The organism is Variovorax boronicumulans, assembly GCF_030812215.1.
In the GTDB taxonomy this organism is placed as follows: Bacteria; Pseudomonadota; Gammaproteobacteria; order Burkholderiales; family Burkholderiaceae_C; genus Variovorax; species Variovorax boronicumulans_C.
Genome location: NZ_JAUSSG010000001.1, coordinates 98,900 through 115,679 on the forward strand (window position 1 = coordinate 98,900; position 16,780 = coordinate 115,679).

Genomic DNA, 16,780 nt, shown 5'->3' on the forward strand with positions numbered 1-16,780 from the left:
TCATTCTCGCGAATCAGCCGGCGGTGGCACCCGGGTGCTGCGCCCGGCCGCGCCGCCACTGCGCGAAGGCGCCGAGCGCGATGAGCAGCGCCGCGCCGAAGGCGACCCAGAGGCGGAGCACCACGCCCTCGGCCTTCGGGTGTGGTGCCTCGTCGGGCGTGGGGTCGAGCTTGAGGCCGGTCACGGGCTGGACGCTGCCGTCATGCGCGTTGGGCTTGTCGGATGTCGGCGCGGGCGAAGGCGCGGCGGCCGGTGGTGCCGCAGGCGCCTTCTGCGCCTCCACCGGCACGGCAACCCGCGGCGCCAGCTCCGCCTGCACGAAGCGCTGCACCGCCGTGTTGCGCTCGCGCAGGCCCGTGGCGCGCACCGCCTCGGCGTAGGCCTTCGCCAGCTCGCGCCGCGTCGCGGCATCGGGTGCCCAGTAGTTCAGCCGCACCGCATCGAGCATGCGCTCCAGCGTCTGCGCGAAAGCGGCGCGGTTGTCGCCTTCCAGCCATTCGCGCGTGCCCAGCTTGTATCGGTCGCGCACATACACATCGTGCAGCGACTGCCACTGGTCCTGCCGCACGGTGCCCGGCGCCGTGACCTGCCAGCCCCAGAGGAACTGCGCGGTCTTGAGCACCTGCAGCGTGCCGCTGTAGCCCTCGGCCTTCTGCGCCTCGATCCATTGCGGGTGCAGGTAGCGCGTCTGCATTTCGCGCGCAATGGCACCTGCTGCGGTGTCGGTGCGCACCGTGCCGGCGTCGCGCAGGTTCTGCACGTAGAGCGCCGGGTCTTTGCCGGTGAGTTGCCGCACCGCCTGCGCGATGCCGCCGAGGTACTGGAACGGATCGTCGTTGGTGAGCACGCCATACAGATTCGATGTGCGCGCCATCAGCGCCGCATCGACCTGCGCGAGATTGCCGGCGTACGCACCCGGCCGCGCGGTGCCGTCGAGCCCCTGGCCGTACGCATGGCCCATGCGGTCCATGTAGAGCTGCGCCATCTGCGCATCGCCGCCGCCGCGCCGCTGCGAGGTCCACACGTCGCTCGCAAGCGCCGCCTCTTCGAGCCCGGCGCCGTAGCTGCCCTGCTCGTTCGAGAACACGCGCGCGGTCGACCAGCGTTTCGCCTCGGCCGGCGTGGCGCCTTCCGCGCGGAGCTTGCGGGCCAGCGCCTCGCTGTGCCGCGCGACGGCGTTGCCGGGTTCGTTCAGGGCGGCCACCTGCTGCACCGCCTCGTCGAGCCAGCGCATCACGTTCGGGAACTGGTCGCGGTACGAGCCGGTAACGCTGACCAGCACATCGATGCGCCGCCGCTTCAACACCGAAGCAGGCAGCACCTCGATGCCGGCGATGCGCCCGGCATCGTCCCAGCGGGGCTTCACGCCCATGGCGTAGAAGGCCTGGCTCTCCAGCACGCCCTGGTGGCGCGAGGCCTCGCCGGCCCAGAGGGTGAAGGCGATCTTCTCGGGCGGCTTGCCGGCATGGCCCTTGGCGTGCTCGGCGATCCACGCATCCATTGCGGCGACGCCGACGTCCCACGCGGCGCGCGTCGGCACGCGGCTCGGGTCGAAGCCGTAGAGGTTGCGCCCGGTCGGCAGGCTGTCGGGGTTGCGCACCGGGTCGCCGCCGTAGCTGGCCTTGAGGTAGCGGCCGTCGAGGGCGGTGAGCAAGCCTTCGATTTCTTCGTTGCGGGCGAGTGCGGCGTCGATCTTCCTGGCGCGCTCGGCCATGGTTCGCAGTGCTTCGGCTTTCGAGGCATTCGCGCCCATCGCGCTCGCGGCATCGGCATCCTTGAGCGCCACTTCGATCCATCGCACCGGACGCGAAACCGCGATGTTCTTCGCGTCGATGAGGAAGGCTTCATGGACGTCTTCGCCCAGCGCCGCGACCAAGGGCTTGCCGAGGATCTGCAGGATCGTCATGCGGCGCCGCTCCGCATCGGGCGCCTGCCCGAAGGTCGCCAAGCCCAGCGGCTGCGCGGTCTGCGTCAGCTCGTCCAGGTACGGATGCAGCACCGCGATGAAGCCCATGAAGTCGGCGCGAATGCGTGCAGGCGTCCATTTCAGGTCGCGGTCGTAGTGCTGCTCTACGAACTCCGCGGCAAGCTGCTTTTCCATCGCAGCCCTCACCGGCCCGAGCGACAGCGTCTGCCAATCGTGCATCCGCTCGTGCATCGCCTGCACACCCGGCCGAAAGCCCGCCGGCGCGAACATCGGCGTCGAATGGCTCACCATCGTCGCGCGGCCGCGGCGCTTGGCGGTCGTGGCCTCGCCGAGGTTGTCCATGATGTACGGGTACACGTTGGGCAGGTCGCCGAGCGCGAGCAGCGGATCGTCCTGCACCGAGAGCCCGCGCTCCTTGCCCGCCGACCATTCGACCGTGCCGTGCGTGCCCACGTGCACGACCGCGCTGGCACCGAACTGCGTGCGCAGCCAGAGGTAGGTGGCGAGGTAGCCGTGGCTCAGCGGAATCGCCGAGCGGTGGTAGACCTGCTCGGCCTTGCCCGCCACCTGCGTGCCCGGCTCGAAGCGCGGCGGCTGGCGCAGCACGACGACATTGCCGAACTGCACGCGCGGGATGACGAAGGCCGGCTCCCCCGCCACCGGCCGCAGCATGGTCGACGTCTCAGGCGGCCCCCAATAAGCCTCGATGCGGCGCTGCGTCTCGGCGGGCAACGAACGAAACCACGCGACATAGCGCGCCAGCGGCAGCGAATCGGCCAGCCCCTTGTCGAGCAGCGGCTGCAACGCATCGCCGCCATCGACCGGGTAGTACGCCTTCATCGTCGCCTGCACTTGCGCGACGAGCGCATCCGCGCCGGGTATCTCGGTGCGGTAGCCCGCCGACTGCATCGCCGCGAGCATGTTGTTCACGCTGCGCGGCACGTTGAGGAACGACGCGCCGAAGTTCGCCTCGCCCGGCGGGTAGTTGTAGACCAGCATCGCGACGCGCCGGTCCGTGGCCGGCGTGCGTTGCAGCCGCAGCAGTGCGGCCGCCTTGCCGGCCACCGCGTCGATCTGCGCGGGCAGCGGCTGAAGCGTGCCGGAGGCGGCATCGCGCGCGCTCACGAGCATCGGGTCGGTCATGCCGGCCAGTTCGCTCGGGCTGTAGTACGAGGCGATGTCGGTCTGCGCGAGGCCGTCCTTGCTCTGCGCCCACTGTGTGGCATCCATCGCGAGAGAGGGCAGCGTCTGGAGCACCGGCACGCCGATGCGTTCGAGCTCGGCCTTGCGCTCGTTCGGCGTGAAGACCAGCGAGGCGTTGACGATCAGGTCAGCCACGCGCCGCTCCTCCGCCCCGGTGGCGTGCGTCATGCGGAAGAACAGGTCTTTCTGCTGGCGCGGCCCGTAGAAGGCGTAGGCGCGCGGGCCACGCTGTTCAAGTGCGCCGATCAGGCGGTCGAGCCAGCCGGTGTCGTCGCCGGTCACGGTGGCGCTGTTGATGGCGATGGCGACGGTTCCCGCGGTGCCCGCGAGCCCGGCGATTGCGGAGATATCGGTCTCGACGCGCGGCCAGCGCGGATGATAGAAGCCCGAGAGCGGCGTCGGCACGGGCGACGGCAGGCCGTTCACGTCGTCGATCTGCGCCAGCGCCTTCATCGCGGATTGGAGGTTTGCCGTGCCCGCGAACCGCCAGTACGCCCGCAGCCGCTGGGCCCAGACCGCATCGACGCCGCGCTCGGCAGCAAGAGGCGCCGCGCTGGAGGCTTGCCCCTTGGCGACGAGCGCGAACTCGCCGATCAGCACATAGGGCACGTCACTGCGCGAAACCATGTCGCCGAACCGCGCCGCCGCGGCCTGCGCCACGCTGATGTGCGGCGCATCGATCACCAGCAGCCGCGCGCCCTGGAGCGCCGAGGCCAGCGCCTCAGGCGACTCCCTCGCAGCCGACACCACCTGCATCGGCAGCCCCACCTCATGCGCTGCCTCCTGCAACCGCACCACACGCGCCGGCGACACGAGCGACGTGCTCAGCACCACGATGCGCGAAGGCTCGTCCGGCTCGGCGTGCGCGCAGAACGCCAGCGCCATCCACAAGAGCCCGAAAAGAAACCGCGTCACTTCCCGCCCTGCGCCGCGGGCACCGCATCGGCCGGTACATAAACCATCGTGCCGTCCTTCAGCCGCCAGGCGGTGCCGGCTTTCTCGCCGTCGCCCTGCCCCGTCGCGCCGCTGGCCTTGAAGCGCGTGACCTTCTGCCCTTCGCGCGTGATGATCTCCATGTCCGGCTTGCCCTCGTTGCGGATGATCGTGACCTTGTCCTGCGCGAACGGGTTCATCGGGTTGTTGATGACCGCGATCATCAACATGCCGATGACCACCATGAACACGTCGATCAGGTTGATGGTCGAGAGCACCGGGTCGTCGTCGTCGCTGTCCAGGCTGCTCAAGATCGAGAACTGCCTCCGGCTCATGACAAGCGGTCCCGCGCATCGAGCACCGTCACCAGCTCGCGCATCAGCCAGCGCCGGCGCACGGTGTAGACCACGAAGGTGATCGAGGCCGAAGCCAGCGCAACGATCACGGCGGCGAATGCAGGCGCGAGGCTTTGCGCCACGCCTTGCGATTCGCCCGAAGCAACGGCGACCAGTGCCGGCCCCATCGGAATCATCGTGGCGATCAGCCCGAGCATCGGCGCGACACGGCTGCACAGGCGCACGCCTTCGAGGTGCTTCAGCACCACCAACTCCATCTGCTCCTGGCTCGCGTGGGCATGGCGCTGCAGCACCAGCGCGCGCGACGGGTCGCGGCGGCGCTGCAGGTACTCGATGCCGAACGCGCCGAGGCAGTACACCGCGTAGACGAACGACAGCAGCACGCCGAGCGTCACCGGCCAGAGGAACAGGCGCGCGAGTTCGAAAAGAACGGTATCGAAGGCCAGCATCAGGCGGGTTCCACGGAAGACGGGGTGAGGGAAAACAGGTCCGACGGCTGGCCCCAGCGTTCGTCGAACACCAGCGCCGAGAGCGGCTCGCGCCGCGCCCAACGTTCGCGCTGCAACATCGGCTCTTCGTAGAAGCCATGCACCGGACCGAGGCACAGCAGCGCGATGGGCTCGGCGCCTTCGGGCAGGCCGAGCAAGGTGCTCAGCTCGGCCGGATCGAACAACGACACCCACCCCATGCCCAGCCCTTCGGCGCGCGCCGCGAGCCAGAGGTTCTGGATGGCGCAGGAGGCCGAGGCCAGGTCCATCTGCGGCAAGGTGCGGCGGCCGAACACGTGCCTGTCGCGGTCGTCGGCGAGCGACACGGCCAGCAGCTCGGCCGCATCGAGCAGGCCCTGTACCTTGAGGCGCATGAACTCGTCCTCGCGCTCGCCCAGGGCGCGCGCCGTGAGCACGCGTTCGCGCTCGACCGCATCGTGCAGGCGCCGGCGCAAAGCGGCATCGCGAATGCGGATGAAACGCCACGGCTGCATGAAGCCGACGCTGGGCGCGTGGTGTGCCGCGTCGAGCAGCCTCAGCAGCACCTCGGGCGCGACCTCGCCGCCCGCGAAGTGCCGCATGTCGCGCCGCTCGCGGATGGCGCGGTACACCGCCCTCGCCTCGTCGGCCGCGAATGCGTGCGGCTGCTGCGGCATCGCGTTCAATCCTCGATGCCGCGCTGCGCCGGGATGCCGGCCTTGAACGCGTGCTTGACCAGCGTCATCTCGGTCACGGTGTCGGCCAGCGCGATGATCTCGGGCGGGCAGCGGCGGCCCGTGAGCGCCACATGCACGTGCTTCGGCCGTGCGCGCAGCGTTTCGAGCACGCCTTCGAGCGGCAGCCAGCCGTAGATCAGCGGATAGGTGATCTCGTCGAGCACCACGAGGAAGAATTCGCCCGACAGGATCGCGGCCCTGGCCTTCTCCCAGCCGTCGCGCGCAAGCTGCCCCGAGCGCTCCAGGTCCTGGCTCTTCCAGCTGAAGCCGTCACCGAGCCCTTCGATGGGAATGCCGATCTGCTCGAACATCCGGTGTTCGCCGAAGCGCGCCGAGGGCACCTTCATGAACTGGTAGATCTTCACGGCCTTGCCGCGGCCGTGGGCGCGCAGCGCGAGGCCGAAGGCCGCGGTGCTCTTGCCCTTGCCATCGCCGGTGTTGACGATGACGATCCCGCGGCGCTCGCCTTCGGGCTTTTCGTAGGGCTTTTCGCTGGGGGGAGTTTCGATCTGCATGTGTGTGTTCCTTGCTTATTTCGGCAGCGCGATCCACTGCTCCGCCACGCGGTGCACGCGGATGCGGTGGTCGAACACCTGTTCGAGCGCGGTGTGGGTGGCCGGGTCGTCGCAGCCGCCGTGGTGGACCACGCGGCCCTTGTCCATCACGACCATTTCGTCGGCCGCCAGTGCCATCGGCAGTTCGTGCAGCACGCTGACCACGGTGCGGCCCTCGGCCACGAGCGCGCGGGCGGTCTGCATCCAGTCGGCCTGGTGCGGCGGGTCGAGGTTGGCGAGCGGCTCGTCCATCAGCAGCACCTGGGCCTCGACCGCGAGCGCGCGGGCGAGCAGCACGCGCTGGCGTTCGCCGCCCGAGAGCTGGCCGAGCGGCCGGTCGCGCCAGTCCCAGGCCTGCGTGCTGCGCAGGGCCCGTTCCACGGCTTCGCGGTCGGCCGCGCTCGGGGCAGCGAGCCAGCGCTGGTGCGGCAGGCGGCCGAGCATGGCGACGTCGTAGACCATGAGGTCGTCGGCGCTGGCTTCGCCCGTGCCGCTCTGGCCGAGCCACGAGAGGCGCTGCGCGCGGATGCGGGCCGGGATCCCTCCCTCGGCCTCGCCGAACAGCCGCACCTCGCCCCGGTGCGCGAGCAGGCCCGCGAGCGCCTTGAGCAGCGTCGACTTACCCGCGCCGTTCGGGCCGACGATGCTGGTCCAGCGGGCGGACGCGAGCGCGAGGTCGATGCCGTGCAGCACCTCGGTCGTGCCGAGCGTGGCGCTGACCTGGCGGGCCTCGATGGCGGCGGTGACGCTCATGACAAGCCTCCGCGCGCGCTGCGCCGATGCATCAGCCACAGCAGGTAGCTGCCGCCGAGCACCGCGGTGAGCACGCCCACCGGCAGTTCCTGTGGCGCGATCAGCCAGCGTGCCAGCAGGTCGGCGGCCATCAGCAGCAGGCCGCCCATGAGCGCCGCGAGCACGATCAGCCGCGCATGCGTGGTCTTGACCACCGAGCGCACCAGGTGCGGCGCCGCAAGGCCGACGAAGGCGATCAGGCCGGTCTGCGCCACGGCCGCGCCGGTGGCCAGCGCGAGCACCACGACCAGCGCGGCGCGCATGGCGCCCAGCGGCAGGCCGAGGCTGCGGGCGGTCGCCTCGCCGAGCGCCAAACCGTCCAGCACCGGCGCGAGCGCCCATGCGGCCAGCAGGCACGCAGCGCACACCGCGCCCATCACGGCGCAAGCACTCCAGCCGACCAGGCCGGTGCTGCCGAGGATGAAGCCCTGGATGGCCTGCAGGATGTCCGCCGAGGCGATGGTGATCAGGTCTTTGGCGGCGCCGAGCACCACGCCGACGATCACGCCCGCAAGCAGCAGCCGCAGCGTCTGCTGCACACCGCGCGCCAGCGTGAGCGTGAGCAGCACCGCGAGCACCGCGCCGACGAAGGCCGCGCCGGTAAGGCCGAGCCGCATCACCCACTGCGTGCTCGCGGCAGAGCCGCCGAACAGCATCAGCGCCACTGCCACGCCCAGCGAAGCGCCCGAGGCACTGCCGAGCAGATAGGGATCGGCCAGCGGATTTCGGAACAGCCCCTGCGCCACCGCGCCCGCGAGCCCGAGCAGCGCGCCCGCGAGCCACGCGCCGAGCGTGCGCGGCAGGCGGATGTCCCACACGATCTGCAGCGCGACCGGGTCGTGCCGCGCGGCCAGCAAACTCTCGAAGCCGGTGCTGCCGATGCCGAGGCCGAACAGCAGCAGCGCGGCGCCCAGCACCAGCAAGGCCGCGCCGAGCAGCACGACGCGGCGCAGGTGGGCGGTGTGCATGCGCGCGGCGCTCACTTGCCCTTGTCCACCAGGCATTGCGCCATCAGGCGCGCGGCTTCGTCCATGCGCGGGCCGGGGCGCACGAGCACATCGGACTGCAGCGCATCGAAGCGGCAGACGCGGCCTTCACGCACCGCGCGGATGCCGCCCCAGCCGGGCCGCTGCTCCAGCCCCTGCGCGCTGCGCACGCTGACCATGATGAGGTCGGGATTCGCGCGCACCACGTACTCGGGGTTCAGCTTGGGAAACGGCCCGAGCCTGGCCGGCACGATGTTCTTCATGCCCAGCCGCGCGAGCGTCTCGCCGATGAACGACGACTCGCCCGCCGCATACGGCGTGCTGTTGATCTCGAAGTACACGCGCTTGCCCCGCACGCTCGCGGGCACCGACTGCGCCGCCGCCGACACGCTCGCATCGATCACGCGCCACACGCGCGGCGCCTCGTGCGTGCCGAGCACCTGGTCGAGCTTGTCGAGCACGCGCTGCACGTCGGCATGGCTCTTGGGTTCGAGCACCAGCACCTTCAAGCCCAGCGCCTCGAGCCGCTGCGTGACGCGCGACGACTTGGCCAGCAGCACCGCATCGGGCCTGAGCGCGACGATGGCTTCCACATTCGGTTCGAGCCCGCCGCCCATCTGCGGCAGGGCGCGCACCGACGCCGGAGAGTTGGAATAGTTGTCCACCCCCACCAGTCGTTCGCAGGCGCCGAGCGCGCAGACGGATTCGGTGAGCGACGGCAAGAGCGAGACGATGCGCTGCGGCGGCTGCGGCAGGCTCACGGTGATGCCGCGTTCGTCGACCACATCGAAGGCGTGCGCCGCGAGTGCGCACAGCGACAGGCCGATGGCGGCAAGGAGCGAGGGGAATCGACTCATCTTCATCAGGCGGGCGCCTTCAGGCTCAGCGGCAGACCGGCCGCCATCAGCGTCACGCGGCTGCAAGCGGCCGCCACGTCCTGGTTCAGGCGGCCCAGCGCATCGACGAAGGCGCGCGTCTCCCGGCCGAGCGGAATCACGCCCAGGCCGATCTCGTTGCCGACCAGCACCACCGGTCCGCGCGCCTCGCGCAGCGCGATCTTCAGCATGGTGGCGTGCGCCGCGGGCGTGCGCGTCACCGGGCGCGCGGCTTCTGTGCGCATGGGCATCAGCAGATTGGTGAGCCAGAGCGTGAGGCAGTCGACCACCACCAGCGTCTCGGGCGCGCTCTGCGTGACGATGGCGCGCCCGAGCTCGATCGGCTCCTCGATGGTCCGCATGCCGGGCACCCGCTGGGCGCGGTCGGCCTGGTGGCGCACGATGCGCTCCTGCATCTCGTCGTCATGGGCCTGTGCGGTGGCGATCAGCACCGCGCGGTGCGCGCCGGGCGCGGCGGCCAGCCAGTCGATGGCGCGCTGCTCGGCGCGGCGCGACTTGCCGCTTTTTTGCCCGCCGAGGATGAATTCGTGCTCAACGTTCATCGATCCCGTCCTTTGCTGCATCGTTGCCCAGCTCGATCGGCATGGCGCCGAAAAGTCGCGCCGTGGCTTCCGGGCTGGAAGCGAACCACGCATGGAAATAGCTGGCTCGCACCGGGCCATGCACATAGAAGGCCTCGCCGCCGCGCGCACCGACGGCCTGCGTGGCGCCGGGCCGGGCGGTGTAGGCGGAAGGCGCGAGCGGCGTTTCGCAGCTCGAATAGTGAAAGGTGTGGCCACGCAGGGTGTAGCTGCCAAGCTGGAGCTGTTGCGGCCCGAGGCCGGCAAGGCGCTTCTGCATCGTCACGCGGCCGGGGAGCAGGCCCCAGAGGCGGCGCACCTGCTGCGGCCCGGCATCGGTGTGCGTGGCCAGTTCGTCGAACAGCGCCATCATGCCGCCGCACTCGGCCCACACGGGCTTGCCTGCGGCGACATGCGCAGCCAGGCAGGCGCGCATCCGCTCGTTGGCCGACAGTGCCTCGGCATGCAACTCGGGGTAGCCGCCCGGCAGCCAGACGGCATCGCAGGCCGGCAACGCATCGCCCGCCAGCGGCGAGAAGAATGAAAGCCGCGCACCGAGTGCCGAGAGCACGTCGAGGTTGGCGGGATAGATGAAGGAGAACGCCGCATCGCGCGCGATGGCGATGGTTCGGCCCGCCAGCAGTGGCGGCGTGGCGGCATCTTGCGCAGGAGCCGCATCGAAGCGCACCTGCGGCAACTGCGAAACCGGCAGCCGGCCCAGCGGCGTTTCGGCCAGCACGTCGGCTGCCGCGTCGAGCCGCGCCATCGCGTCGTCGAGTTCGTTCGCGCCGACAAGGCCCAGGTGCCGTTCGGGCAATGCGAACCGCGCATCGCGCGGCAAGGCGCCCATCCATTGCGACGGCTCGCGCAGCGCGTCCTTCAGCATGCCCGCATGCCGCTCGCTCGCCACGCGATTGGCCAGCACGCCGGCCCACGGCAGGCCTGACCTGAAGTTCTGCAATCCGTAGGCCAGCGCGCCGAAGGTGCCGGCCATCGCGTGCGCGTCGATCACGGCCAGCACCGACAGGCCGAAGCGCGCCGCGAGGTCGGCCGCGCTAGGCGTGCCGTCGAACAAACCCATCACGCCTTCGACGATCACGAGATCGGCTTCGGCCGCTGCGGCATGCAGGCGCCCCCGGCAATCGGCCTCGCCCGTCATCCACAGGTCCAGCGAATGCACCGGCGCGCCGGTGGCGAGCGCCAGCCAGTGCGGATCGAGAAAATCCGGCCCGCACTTGAAGGCCCGCACCCGCCGGCCTTGCCGCGCATGCAGCCGCGCGAGCGCAGCCGCCACCGTGGTCTTGCCCTGTCCCGAGGCGGGCGCAGCGATCAGCACCGCGGCGCAAGAGGCTGCGGTGCCGTCGCGCCGTGGCGAAAGGTCGTTTACTGCGGTGTCCACTTGAGGCCGAGGTAGGCGGTGCGGCCCCCGTTGGCGTAGAGGCGTGCGTACTGGTAGTCCTTGTCGCCCACATTGTCGATGCGGGCCACGAGGTTCAGGTCCCGTGCGATCTGCGTACTGGCCGACAGGTTCAGCAGCGTATAGCCGCCCAGCTTGATCTTGTTGGCCGCGTCGTCGTAGCGCTGGCTCGATGCCTGCACTTCCGCGCCCAGCGTCCAGCCGGCCACGCGCCAGTCGGCGCCCAGCGTGCCGTGACGCTTGGCGCGCCGCGCGAGCAGGTTGCCGGTGTCTGCGTCCTTGGGGTCCTGCACGTCGAGCGAGGCGCGCAGCGTGACGTCGCCGATGCGCTGGCTGGCCGAGAGCGTCGCGCCCTGCAGCGTGGCACGGGCCACGTTGGTGTAGCAGCCGAACGTCGAGGCGCAGCCCGTGGCGGTGCCCACGAAGTTGATCAGGTTGCGTACGCGGTTGCGGTACACCACGATGCCGGCGGTGGTGCCGTCCTTGGCGTAGTGCAGGCCCAGCTCGACGTTGCGGCTGTCTTCGGGCTGCAGCGTCGCCACGCCGTATTCGCTGAAGCGCTGGTAGAGCGTCGGCACGCGGAAGGCGGTGCCGGCCGATGCGGTGAAGCGCAGCGACGGAAGGATGGCGAAACCGTAGGCGGCGCTGCCGGTGGTCTTGCCGCCGAACTCGCTGTCCCGGTCGCGGCGCACATGCAGTTGCAGCGAGTGCGGGCCCTGCACGAAGCCGTAGCCGAGCGCGAGCGCGTTCTGCGAGCGGTCTTGCGAGAACAGCTTGGCCGAGGTGGTGGGTGCGTTTTCCAGCGCATCCTCGCGGCGCTCCAGGGTGGCCGTCACCAGGTGCGGGCCGAAGCGGAACTCGTTCTGGAACAGGTAGCCGCGCAGGTTGGTCTCGGTGCGATAGAACGAAGGCTGCGTCTTGTAGACCGATTGCGAGTCAGTCACCTGCACACGGGTGCTGTAGATCTCGTTCCACTTGGCCGACCAGGTGAGGCCGGCGGTGCGCAGCGTGTTGTCCGAGACGTCGTTCCTGAAGCGGATCGGCGGCCGGGTCCTGAAGCTGACCGAGGCGTCGTAGCCGGCCTCGACGTTGCTCTGGAGCAAGGTGGCTTCGATGCGCTGGTCTGGCGTGATCTGGAAGCCCAGCTTCAGGTTGCCCGAGGTGCTGCGGTAGCCGTCGCGGTCGGGGCTGGTGAAGCCGTCCTTCGAGGGCGTGCGCTTGTCGGCGGGCTGCACGTTGAAGCCCTTGCTTTCTTCATGCGCGACACCGAACGAATAGTCGAACAGGCCCGACTTGCCGCTCACGCCGCCTTCGATCTTGCGAAGGCCGTGGCTGCCGAAGCCGATGCCCGCGTAGGGCGACACACCCTCTTCGCCGCGCCTGGTGAAGAGCTGGATCACGCCGCCGATGGCGTCCGAGCCGTACACCGCGGCGGCCGGGCCGCGCAGCACTTCGATGCGGTCGATCTGCGCGAGCGGAATGCCTTCCCAGCCAGCGCCGCCGGTCGATTGCGAGTCGATGCGCACGCCGTCCAGGTAGACGGCGGTGAAGCGCGTCTCGGCCCCGCGGATGTAAAGGCTGGTGTTGTTGCCCACGCCGCCGTTGCGCGTGATCTCGATGCCGGGCTGGCGGGCCAGCACGTCGGCCACGCCGGTCGCGCCGCTGCGCTCGACGGTTTCGCGGTCGATGATGGACACGTCGCCCACCAGGTCCGACAGCGGCTGCGGCGTGCGGTTGGCCGTGACCACCGTTTCGCCGAGCGTGGCTGCTGCTTTTTCCTGCGCATGCGCAAGTGTGGGCAACTGGATCAATGCAAGGCCGCCGAAGGCCGAGGCCAGCGCAAGCGGCAGGCAGGCAAGGCCGCGATGGCGAATGGGCGCAGGCGCGCGACCGCGAGAGGCGCGGGAATGGAAAACGCAGGAAATCATGAGTGAGCCGAACGAACGTCAATGCCCCTGGCCGGCCTCCCCGCCGGCGCCCTGGGCGCAATGACCGCCACAGGCATGAACCGGTTTATTCGTTCGTTCATGCATGCGGCAGCCGCCTTGTTGGCCGGTATCCGGGCTGGCAGAACGGCCCCTTGCCGCCTTCCCAGGCACCTGTTTCAGGGCGCCCAGTGGCTGGATGGAAAGGGGTGGCGCCTTGCGGCGTCGTCTGCTTGACCGTTGCGGGGGCAGCGCAGGCGGCTTCGGCCTGGGTCCGATGTCCGGCTTGCGGACTTCTCGGGGGCGTTCACTCCTGCTTCCCGTTGAACTGCACCGTGCGAACCACGGCGCGAGCACCAACGGGCGGGATTTTAGGCCCTGCGGCGGCGGCGCTAAGTCGAAAGTTGTGGCTGCTGCGCCACTCGTACCGCCAGGGAGGCTACTTCGATTTGGCCGGGCGGACCGCCGTCACCTCGATCTCGACCAGGTACGCCGGGTTGACCAGCGCCGCCACCTGCATCGTCGAGCGCACCGGCAGTCTGGGCTGCGCCGTGGTGCCGAAGAACTGGGTGTAGCCCTCCATGAAGCCGGCGAAGTCCATCTTGTTGTCCTTGGCCGGATCGCCCACCAGGAACACCTGCATCTTCACCACGTCGCCCATCGTGAGACCCAGGCCCGTGAGGCTCTTCTCGATGGCCTTGAGCACGCCGATGGTCTGGCCCTTGGTGTCGCCGCCGTAGGCCGCGGCACTGTTCTTGGGCGCGGCCGCGTCCTGCAGCGGCGGCACCTGGCCCGAGAGGTACACGTTGGTGAAGGACGAAGGAACCTCCACCGCGGCCGCGATCGGAAAGGTGGAGTTCGGAATGCGGTGGCGAATGACTTCGTCGGCCGCGTGCGCCGCACCGCAAGCGGCTGCGAACAGGGCGGCGGCGAGCGCCAGTTTCTTCGTCTGGGTGAGGAGGGTCATGGTCATGCGTGTTGTCTCTCTGCGGGGTGGATGAATGAAGGAAGGATCTGCCGGAGGTCGCGGTGAAGTCAAGGCCGCAGCTTCTTGACGCTCTCCGCGGGAATCGCATCGGCGTACTGGTTGCCGAAATGCGTGCGCGCATAGCCGACCACGGCAGCGATCTGCTCGTCGCTCAGCATCTTGCCGAAGGCGGGCATGCCCTTCTGGCCGTTGATGACCACGTAGAGGGGGTACTCCGCGCTCGCGAGCCGCGGATTCGATGCGAGCGACGGGTAGGCGCCCGCGCCCTTCGCGCCCTGCCCCTGCGCCATGTGGCAGCCCTGGCAGGTGGCGCGGTAGATCGATTCGCCCGAGCTCTCCTGGAAGCGCGGGCCGACGGAGAACGCGGGCTCGGGCGATTGCGCGAAGGCGTGCCCGCTCATCGAAGCGACGGCGCCGAACGAAAGGCCGAGCACCGCGCGCTTGAAGGTCGTGAGGTTGTTGTTCATGGTGGGTGTGTCCTTCACTAGGCGGTCACGCGGCGACGGCGCGGGCATGCAGCCGCTGGATGGCATCGAGCGACGAGAGCAGCGCCCCCTCCTGCCAGGCCGGAATGTAGGAAGCGTGCTCTCCCGCGAGCGCGATGCGCCCGTCGACCTGGCACAGGTTCTTGTAGTGCTTCTGGCGCGTCTCGTCGGTCCACATGCCGTAGCAGCCGTGCGTGCCCGGCACGCGGTGCCAGCCGACCGAAATGCCGTTGTCGAACTCGCTCGCGTACTGCGGATGCAGCTGCGTGCCGTACTCGACCGCGCGGCGCACGCGCTCCTCGGGTGCCATCGCGGTGAATTCATAGGAGTTCGGGCCATCGAACACATAGGCACCGAGCACCACCGCCTTGCCTTTGGCGCCGTAACGTGTCGAGGGGTACGAGATGCGCGAGATCGGCAGATCGGTGTAGCTGATGCCGCCGTAGATGTGTTCGTCTTCTTCCCAGAAGCGGCGCTTGAACTGCAGACCTACTTTCACCGATGCGCCATAAGGCACGGCGTTGATGGCCTCCTGCATCGGTGCGCCGACCTGGATCTCGATCTGGCTCAACACCGACAGCGGAATGGTGCACAGGCACCAGTCGGCCTTGGCCTGCGTGACCGCGCCGCCCTTGGCTTCATCGGTGTAGGTAACGGTGACGCCGCGGTCGTTCTGCTCGATCTTGGTGACCTTCGCGCCGTAGCGAATGAGGCTGCCGACTTCTTTCTGGAAGGCCTTGGCGATCATGTCCATGCCGCCCACGGGCTGGAAGATCGCGCTCTGGAATTCGTAGTCCTGTCCGCTCGCGATGTAACGCCAAAGGTTTGATTGCAGCAGTTCGCTCATGTCGAGCGGCTTCGATGGCTTGGCCAACGGCATGAGGCCGCCGCCGGCATCGATTTCGTAGCCGCGGCGATCGCTGCTGACGGTGCCTTCGCGATAACGGAACTGCGTATCGAGAGCGCCCCAACGGCGCAGGCCCTCGAGCAGCTTTTCCTTGTCTTCTTTCGTCAGCGCCGCATCGAGGTTGCCCTGCTGCGTCGCCTTGCCGAGCAGCTCGGCCACGTAGCCCTGGTAGTCGGCCTGCACATGGCGATAGCGCTGCGGCTTGCCGCCATAGGCCTTGCTCGAATGCACGAGCGCGTTGTAGTTGACCTGGATGAAGGGCTCGAGCGCAACGCCCAGCCGCTTGCAGTAGCCGAGCACCGCATGGTGATGAAAAGGTATGCGCCACGGACCAGGATTGAAGTACTCGCCCTTCGCGAAGCCACACTGCTGCACGGCACCGCCGAGCTCCGTGAAGGTGTCGCCGCCGCGCAGCGTCCAGCAGCGGCCGCCTGCGCGGTTGCTGAACTCGAGCACCTTCACCGAGTAGCCCGCATTGCGCAGTTCGAGCGCAGCGGCCATGCCAGCCAGGCCCGCACCAAGAACCAGCACCGAAGCGCCCTTCTTTGCGCCATCGAGTTTCGGAGGGCCGCTGTAGCTGGACTCGGCGGCGAAACCGAGAGAGGTCATCGCCTGGTACATCGCGCCGCCGCCGGCGGTCTTGCCGATGAGCGTGAGCAGGTCACGCCGACTGAATAGAGTGTTGTTCTTCGTGGTCATGAGGTGGCTATAAATGTTTGAAAGGCCACTGTGAAGGCAGCAGAATCCATGCCAGACAAGGCACCGCGCGCCCTGCCGGCGGGCCCCATTTCCCCGGGAAACTACAATCGCCAACCATGCCCGCCTCCAGCCCCATCGATCAGATCGCCGAGCGTGTGGAACGCTTGCTCGTGCGTCACGAAGAGGTACAGCGCACCAATGCGCTGCTCCAGGAACAGGTCGATGCGCTCGTGCGCGAACGCGACGGGCTCAAGTCGCGGCTCGCTGCGGCACGCACGCGCCTGGATGCGCTGCTCGAGCGGCTGCCGGCTGAACCACCTCCCGAAGACTCCACCGCATGAAGCAGATAGAAGTACAGATCATGGGCCAGAGCTATTTGCTCGGCTGTCCCGACGGCGGCGAGCCGCAACTGCGCGATGCGGTCGAACGCGTGGATGCCGCCATGTGCAAGATCCGCGATGCAGGAAAAGTCAAGGCGCGCGATCGCATTGCGGTGCTGGCCTCGCTGAATCTCGCCTTCGACCTTGCGGCACAACAAGCAGCCGCGGTTGCAGCACCTGCCGCAGCGCCCGCCTCTACCACGACCGAGCCCGGCGAGGTCGATGCCAAGGCCGCCCAGCTCATTCAAAAGCTCGATCAGGCGCTGGCCGGCGATGGTCATTTGCTCTGAATGAACACCATGGACTCATACGGAGCGTAAAATCCGAACTGTCTGCGGTGCGCGTCGGGCTTAATATTTCCTTGTTCCAATGCTCTCCGGAGCCGGGCTTGGTACATCGCTTGACGGGCGTGATCATCTCGCGTCAGATGAACCCGAAGTCTTGCTGCCCTCGCCCACCTGAACCCTGGTTCAGGATGCGGGTTCGGCGCCCACTTGCAGACACCTTTTTCCATCGGCACGGCCCCCAGCACGCACTGCTCGGGGCCGTTGCTTTGTCCGAAGACCCG

Annotated in this window: 16 protein-coding genes and 1 riboswitch; of the genes, 2 read left to right on the forward strand and 14 right to left on the reverse strand. The window is 68.9% G+C overall.

Going from position 1 to position 16,780, the window contains the following annotated elements:
* Window positions 1-13: 13 nt before the first annotated feature.
* From cobN to J2W23_RS00570, 14 genes are all read right to left on the reverse strand, one after another.
* On the reverse strand, window positions 14-4,045 hold the full coding sequence (gene cobN / locus J2W23_RS00505) for a cobaltochelatase subunit CobN (protein ID WP_307647289.1): 4,032 nt from the start codon (window positions 4,043-4,045) through the stop codon (window positions 14-16).
* Window positions 4,042-4,398 (reverse strand): DUF2149 domain-containing protein, encoded by a 357-nt coding sequence (locus J2W23_RS00510; RefSeq protein WP_307647290.1) that lies wholly within the window; start codon window positions 4,396-4,398, stop codon window positions 4,042-4,044. Before J2W23_RS00510 ends, cobN begins: the two co-directional genes overlap by 4 nt.
* Complete coding sequence (locus J2W23_RS00515) at window positions 4,395-4,868, reverse strand: MotA/TolQ/ExbB proton channel family protein (protein WP_176657878.1); 474 nt, start codon at window positions 4,866-4,868, stop codon at window positions 4,395-4,397. Before J2W23_RS00515 ends, J2W23_RS00510 begins: the two co-directional genes overlap by 4 nt.
* Window positions 4,868-5,563 carry a 5,6-dimethylbenzimidazole synthase gene (gene bluB, locus J2W23_RS00520; RefSeq protein WP_307647291.1) on the reverse strand — a complete coding sequence of 232 codons (696 nt, stop codon included), beginning with the start codon at window positions 5,561-5,563 and terminating at the stop codon, window positions 4,868-4,870. The genes J2W23_RS00515 and bluB overlap by 1 nt, the downstream gene beginning before the upstream one ends.
* Window positions 5,564-5,568: 5 nt before the next feature.
* Window positions 5,569-6,138, reverse strand: coding sequence for a cob(I)yrinic acid a,c-diamide adenosyltransferase (gene cobO / locus J2W23_RS00525; RefSeq protein ID WP_307647292.1), 570 nt, complete (start codon window positions 6,136-6,138; stop codon window positions 5,569-5,571).
* 15 nt (window positions 6,139-6,153) lie between these two features.
* Window positions 6,154-6,930 carry an ABC transporter ATP-binding protein gene (locus J2W23_RS00530; protein WP_307647293.1) on the reverse strand — a complete coding sequence of 259 codons (777 nt, stop codon included), beginning with the start codon at window positions 6,928-6,930 and terminating at the stop codon, window positions 6,154-6,156.
* Complete coding sequence (locus J2W23_RS00535) at window positions 6,927-7,937, reverse strand: FecCD family ABC transporter permease (protein ID WP_307647294.1); 1,011 nt, start codon at window positions 7,935-7,937, stop codon at window positions 6,927-6,929. The genes J2W23_RS00530 and J2W23_RS00535 overlap by 4 nt, the downstream gene beginning before the upstream one ends.
* 11 nt (window positions 7,938-7,948) lie before the next feature.
* Entirely contained in the window at window positions 7,949-8,818 is an 870-nt protein-coding gene (locus J2W23_RS00540; protein WP_307647295.1) for an ABC transporter substrate-binding protein, read from the reverse strand.
* On the reverse strand, window positions 8,818-9,393 hold the full coding sequence (locus J2W23_RS00545; protein ID WP_176657884.1) for a bifunctional adenosylcobinamide kinase/adenosylcobinamide-phosphate guanylyltransferase: 576 nt from the start codon (window positions 9,391-9,393) through the stop codon (window positions 8,818-8,820). The genes J2W23_RS00540 and J2W23_RS00545 overlap by 1 nt, the downstream gene beginning before the upstream one ends.
* Window positions 9,383-10,810 carry a cobyrinate a,c-diamide synthase gene (locus tag J2W23_RS00550; protein ID WP_307647296.1) on the reverse strand — a complete coding sequence of 476 codons (1,428 nt, stop codon included), beginning with the start codon at window positions 10,808-10,810 and terminating at the stop codon, window positions 9,383-9,385. The genes J2W23_RS00545 and J2W23_RS00550 overlap by 11 nt, the downstream gene beginning before the upstream one ends.
* Entirely contained in the window at window positions 10,795-12,756 is a 1,962-nt protein-coding gene (locus J2W23_RS00555) for a TonB-dependent receptor domain-containing protein (protein ID WP_307647297.1), read from the reverse strand. The genes J2W23_RS00550 and J2W23_RS00555 overlap by 16 nt, the downstream gene beginning before the upstream one ends.
* Before the next feature lie 105 nt (window positions 12,757-12,861).
* A riboswitch (cobalamin riboswitch) is annotated at window positions 12,862-13,128 on the reverse strand.
* A 64-nt stretch (window positions 13,129-13,192) separates the two neighbouring features.
* A complete protein-coding gene (locus tag J2W23_RS00560; protein WP_373423852.1) occupies window positions 13,193-13,726 on the reverse strand; it encodes a RidA family protein in 534 nt (177 codons plus the stop codon).
* Window positions 13,727-13,788: 62 nt separating this feature from the next.
* Window positions 13,789-14,208, reverse strand: coding sequence for a c-type cytochrome (locus J2W23_RS00565; RefSeq protein ID WP_307647298.1), 420 nt, complete (start codon window positions 14,206-14,208; stop codon window positions 13,789-13,791).
* A gap of 25 nt (window positions 14,209-14,233) precedes the next feature.
* Window positions 14,234-15,832 (reverse strand): flavin monoamine oxidase family protein, encoded by a 1,599-nt coding sequence (locus J2W23_RS00570; RefSeq protein WP_307647299.1) that lies wholly within the window; start codon window positions 15,830-15,832, stop codon window positions 14,234-14,236.
* 116 nt (window positions 15,833-15,948) lie between these two features.
* Here J2W23_RS00570 and J2W23_RS00575 point away from each other — a divergent pair, with 116 nt between their 5' ends.
* Both J2W23_RS00575 and J2W23_RS00580 read left to right on the forward strand, forming a co-directional pair.
* On the forward strand, window positions 15,949-16,173 hold the full coding sequence (locus tag J2W23_RS00575) for a hypothetical protein (protein WP_013541792.1): 225 nt from the start codon (window positions 15,949-15,951) through the stop codon (window positions 16,171-16,173).
* Window positions 16,170-16,502, forward strand: a complete 333-nt coding sequence (locus J2W23_RS00580) for a cell division protein ZapA (protein ID WP_307647300.1) — start codon at window positions 16,170-16,172, stop codon at window positions 16,500-16,502. Before J2W23_RS00575 ends, J2W23_RS00580 begins: the two co-directional genes overlap by 4 nt.
* The last annotated feature ends 278 nt before the right edge of the window (window positions 16,503-16,780 follow it).

Excerpts from the sequence above, each read along its gene's own strand:
- J2W23_RS00540 (WP_307647295.1), bottom strand. The coding sequence starts at position 8,818 with ATGAAGATGAGTCGATTCCCCTCGCTCCTTGCCGCCATCGGCCTGTCG.
- J2W23_RS00555 (WP_307647297.1), bottom strand. The coding sequence starts at position 12,756 with ATGATTTCCTGCGTTTTCCATTCCCGCGCCTCTCGCGGTCGCGCGCCT.
- J2W23_RS00575 (WP_013541792.1), top strand. The coding sequence starts at position 15,949 with ATGCCCGCCTCCAGCCCCATCGATCAGATCGCCGAGCGTGTGGAACGC.
- cobO (WP_307647292.1), bottom strand. The coding sequence starts at position 6,138 with ATGCAGATCGAAACTCCCCCCAGCGAAAAGCCCTACGAAAAGCCCGAA.
- J2W23_RS00570 (WP_307647299.1), bottom strand. The coding sequence starts at position 15,832 with ATGACCACGAAGAACAACACTCTATTCAGTCGGCGTGACCTGCTCACG.
- J2W23_RS00580 (WP_307647300.1), top strand. The coding sequence starts at position 16,170 with ATGAAGCAGATAGAAGTACAGATCATGGGCCAGAGCTATTTGCTCGGC.
- J2W23_RS00565 (WP_307647298.1), bottom strand. The coding sequence starts at position 14,208 with ATGAACAACAACCTCACGACCTTCAAGCGCGCGGTGCTCGGCCTTTCG.
- J2W23_RS00545 (WP_176657884.1), bottom strand. The coding sequence starts at position 9,393 with ATGAACGTTGAGCACGAATTCATCCTCGGCGGGCAAAAAAGCGGCAAG.
- J2W23_RS00510 (WP_307647290.1), bottom strand. The coding sequence starts at position 4,398 with ATGAGCCGGAGGCAGTTCTCGATCTTGAGCAGCCTGGACAGCGACGAC.
- J2W23_RS00560 (WP_373423852.1), bottom strand. The coding sequence starts at position 13,726 with ATGACCATGACCCTCCTCACCCAGACGAAGAAACTGGCGCTCGCCGCC.
- bluB (WP_307647291.1), bottom strand. The coding sequence starts at position 5,563 with ATGCCGCAGCAGCCGCACGCATTCGCGGCCGACGAGGCGAGGGCGGTG.
- J2W23_RS00515 (WP_176657878.1), bottom strand. The coding sequence starts at position 4,868 with ATGCTGGCCTTCGATACCGTTCTTTTCGAACTCGCGCGCCTGTTCCTC.
- J2W23_RS00530 (WP_307647293.1), bottom strand. The coding sequence starts at position 6,930 with ATGAGCGTCACCGCCGCCATCGAGGCCCGCCAGGTCAGCGCCACGCTC.
- J2W23_RS00535 (WP_307647294.1), bottom strand. The coding sequence starts at position 7,937 with ATGCACACCGCCCACCTGCGCCGCGTCGTGCTGCTCGGCGCGGCCTTG.